The organism is Methyloglobulus sp. (assembly GCF_046714055.1).
Classification (GTDB): Bacteria; Pseudomonadota; Gammaproteobacteria; order Methylococcales; family Methylomonadaceae; genus Methyloglobulus.
The window spans coordinates 1-3,885 of the sequence record NZ_JBKKBJ010000050.1; the positions used below are offsets into that span (position 1 = coordinate 1).

Consider the following 3,885-nt stretch of genomic DNA (forward strand, 5'->3'; position numbering starts at 1 on the left):
GTTGGTATAAACGCAAAACTCAAACCAAGAGGCGTCAAAACATGAAGCCAAAAAGACAAAGTGTTATCCAGCTTGTTCTGGTGCTGCTGGTTGTTCTTGCGACGCTTTGCTCCTGGCCGGCTGTTTCCGGCAGCCTCAAAGGGGCTGCGGAGAAGCTTATCGATCAGAGGCTGCAAACGGACAATATGTTTAAGACGGCTGGCTCCACACCTCCTACACTAACAGCAAGCAAGACATCATCACTCACCGATTGCGGCAGCAAGTGGTATCAACGGTTGGGTTTACAGTTTTTGGAAGTAAGCCAAGCAACCGTGGTAGGTTTCAGCTTTAATACGGCCTGTCAAGCTCATGACGCGTGCTACGGCGACTGTAGAACAGGTAAGCCCGAAAGTGACAAGAAGTTGCTTTGTGACAAGAAGTTGCTTGAGGATGCTGAAGGGGTTTGCGAAAGCGCTTGGAACAGAGCAATTTGTATTTCTTACGCGCAGATTTTCTTTCAGGCTGTGTCTAAAAAAGGTGATACGCCTTTTAAGCAGGCACGAGCGAACTGTCCAGCTACTGTGGGATTGCCGGCTCCTAGCAATGAAGACATTCGAAGCATTGATTTTCAGAGAGAGGCACCCACATCGGGGGCTTACGATGGAAAGATTTTGTCGTTATCAAGGTGCGATTTGTCGGAAGGTGACAGAAGAACATGCCATGATCTAACCATCAAGCTTAGCTCAGGCAAAGTCATACAGGCATCGATTTGGGGTCTTGGAGCCGTTCAAATTTATAACAATAGGGGTGGTGTTATATACAAGGTCAACCCATCTGATTCAAGTGCTGACATGCGCATCAAGTTTGATAGTGCGATAAGGAACCTACTAAAAAAGGGGGCAAATGTATGGGTGAATATATCCTGTGGAGGCGATTCTGGATGCTATATCAGCATAATACGCCTCAAATAGCGGCGTAGGTTAATGGTATGGACTCCTCCTCTTCCTAGCGGCATCGCGATGTGCCAAAGTGGAAGAGTATAACAACCACTTGAAAGAAGAAGAGGAATCCGCCATGAATATTACGACAATCGGTTTAGCCCTACATATTACACCTTACCGCGTTGGTTCGACTGGCGGCAGACAAGTACGCTGATGCGCCGCTACCTCGATCTCATTCTTTCCGATCGGAAAAATCTTCTGATCCTGCTGCTACAGGCGCCATTAATCGCTGTCGTTATCGGTCTGGTATTTGACACAAAAGGCTTGCCGGCCCAGCGTGCAGCGGCGGAGAGCCAGATATTTTTTATACTCGTATTGTCTTCTATCTGGTTTGGCACGCTTAATTCGGCGCGTGAACTGGTCAAGGAATTACCCATTTATCTCCGTGAACGCTCGGTGAATCTGGGCATCATGCCCTACCTGATCAGCAAGCTCCTGCCACTGGCTGTTCTGTGTCTGATTCAATGCGCTTTGCTCATGGGGATCGTATCCCTTACGGGTTACCCGGTTGTAAAATTTTATTTAAACACGTCATCAAAAAAAGTATCTTTATTCAGTGTTTTTTGCCATGTTTGATGTCTTAAAACAGAGTCTAATCGGTCGGATGATTTAAGAGATAAAAAACGATTGGCATCTGTTGTACCTAATTTTTCAATTAAAACAACAATAGCTTGTTGAATCAATTGGGTTTCATTCATCATTGTAGATTGTTTCATTATTGTAAATCCTCAGTTAAAACAAATTCGAGTGGATTCATGGCGATAATTTTCAATGTTGTTTCTTTTTGACATTTTTTTAGCAATTTATCATCACAAGTGATAAAAACATCTGCTAAATTTTCAGCATAAGCAACGTGGGCAGCATCAGCAATACCAAAACCAAGTTGATGTAAGCAATCTGCCCGCGAGCGTATTTCTGATAAATTATTAACGGGTAGTTGCGTAAGGTGTTTAAGCTGTGTTGTTAACATTAAACGCTCTTCTATTGCACAGATAGCTTCAATTTCTTTTACATGTACGGGCGAAATAATAGACTGATAACGATTTTTCTGAATATGCTGCATAATCAAATAAAACGCTTCTGTTTCTAAACGTATTCGCAAGGCATCTTGATTGTCAAATGGACGGCAATAAGTACACACATCCAAATAGATATTTTTCATTAGCAGGACTCTTTTTTCAACAACGCATGTGTTCTTTTAAAGAGGTAATTTTAACCCATTAATCAACAGTTGTTTTTCCAATTCAGCAGTCGATGATCCACTCCTGAAGATTGAAGCTTACAATCCTCGATTCCGCAGGCTTCATCGAGGCTACTTGGTAGCTTGACTACCCGTACAGGCGGAATCCTGCATGCAAACGTTGGTCGCATTGGTGATTGCGACCTTGAAGGAAGATACCCATTGACTGGCTTTTTTAAGGTTATAGTCCAGCCAGCCCATTCCGAGTTGTTTCGCGATGCTTTTCATCACGTCCTCGGTAGTCGCCGAACTCGGAAGCCCGTAAGCTGATGCGACCTTCGCAGCATCACTACCCTTCCGGTAGTATAAGGTTAAGTATTCGTCAGCGAGTCTTATGGCATTACGTTCGGCCAATACCTTGAATTGAATATTCCATAAAGCTCCAAAACGATTGGCGAGTTCCACTACGACCGCATATGGAGGACTTGCAACTCCTGTTGCGATAGTGTTCACTGACGCAGCCAAAGATTCTCGCATCCAATTAATTAGGTCTCTCGCAAACTCCGCGCCCCGTGCTTCGTCCAAGGGAACAAGATTTAGTGCTAGCCCCGACGATTCCCAAACGGCGTTAAAGATTTTCATCTTTCCTTCCGAAGATGCGACGCTATCAAACGCTCCGCCTATCAGATTAATTTTTTCAACAAATTTATATACCTGTAGCGTTCTTTCTTCGGCTAGTGAAATAAGTTCTTGGGCGTTGGTAAATGTTGGGATGGATAATCGATAGTAAAGATAGTATTCCCAAAGCTGGCGGCAGTTTAGGCCAGGGATATAGAGTTTTTTATCGATATTGGCATTGGGCGCATTACATTGAGAAGCAACATTTCCCCCTGTCTTTGATATTTCAACTGCTTCCCCTCCTCCAGTAATTCCTGAAGCTAAACATTGACTGAGTGTTTGTGTAGCTACGCCCGCTGCTATAGTACGAGGTTGAAGAGGGGTTGTTGTATTGTATGCCGCATCCAATCTCTTTATCTCAGCATCATAGCTTTCCTTTATTTGCTTTATCGTCGCATCATAGCATTCCTTTATTTGCTTTATATTTATTTCATATACCTGCCGTAGGTCTTTTAGTTCTGATTTATAGTTCTCATCTGCTACCTTTATCTTGGCTTCATAGGCTTCTTTTGTTATTGTCTTCGCACGATAATTCATCCAGGCCTTTGATGTCTCGGATCTATAGAATGACCATGCTTTCGTATTCACATCTCGGTATATACTCCAAGCTTTTGCATTCACATCTCGGTATCCCTGCCATGCACTTACAATTGCGGCTCGATAGTTTTGGTAGTTTTCCCATGCTTGCTGTTTTGATATCGAAACGGACTCCTCCGCTTTTACCGCGTGGAATAATGAAAAAACAATTAAAAGCACAATAACAATAATCGGTAAGTGAATTCTTTTGGATACCACTGATTCAACTCCTAAGCCATGCCTCTTGCTCGGCTGCTTCTTCCTGCCAAGGCTCAAACTGTAGCCAAATGTGGAAAAACCAGACAGGTTTCAATATTATGGGTTTCGATTATGGCGGATTGCCTAACGGCGAATTCACCTTACAGTTTGATTTTCACAGCGGATTGTACTGACAATGCCAGCAGGTTTTCATACCCCGAAGATTGCTCAGCCGTAGATACACAAGGTAGTGAAATCAAGACGCATACGATC

General features: G+C 43.5%; 4 protein-coding genes. 2 read left to right on the forward strand and 2 right to left on the reverse strand.

All coding sequences use genetic code 11. The features are described 5' to 3' along the window. Positions 1 to 950, forward strand: a 950-nt coding sequence (locus tag ACLQ6D_RS03035; RefSeq protein ID WP_411725788.1) for a phospholipase A2, incomplete at its 5' end; no start/stop codon positions are given. A gap of 96 nt (positions 951 to 1,046) precedes the next feature. After that, positions 1,047 to 1,556, forward strand: coding sequence for an ABC transporter permease (locus ACLQ6D_RS03040; RefSeq protein WP_411725791.1), 510 nt, complete (start codon positions 1,047 to 1,049; stop codon positions 1,554 to 1,556). Between the two features lie 139 nt (positions 1,557 to 1,695). Here ACLQ6D_RS03040 and ACLQ6D_RS03045 read toward each other — a convergent pair whose 3' ends face one another. Together ACLQ6D_RS03045 and ACLQ6D_RS03050 are read right to left on the reverse strand one after the other, a co-directional pair. Then, on the reverse strand, positions 1,696 to 2,142 hold the full coding sequence (locus tag ACLQ6D_RS03045) for a hypothetical protein (RefSeq protein ID WP_411725789.1): 447 nt from the start codon (positions 2,140 to 2,142) through the stop codon (positions 1,696 to 1,698). A 150-nt stretch (positions 2,143 to 2,292) separates the two neighbouring features. Then, complete coding sequence (locus ACLQ6D_RS03050) at positions 2,293 to 3,633, reverse strand: hypothetical protein (RefSeq protein WP_411725790.1); 1,341 nt, start codon at positions 3,631 to 3,633, stop codon at positions 2,293 to 2,295. Positions 3,634 to 3,885: the final 252 nt, after the last annotated feature.

Coding starts and splice junctions, on each gene's coding strand:
- ACLQ6D_RS03045 (WP_411725789.1), bottom strand. CDS start 2,142: ATGAAAAATATCTATTTGGATGTGTGTACTTATTGCCGTCCATTTGAC.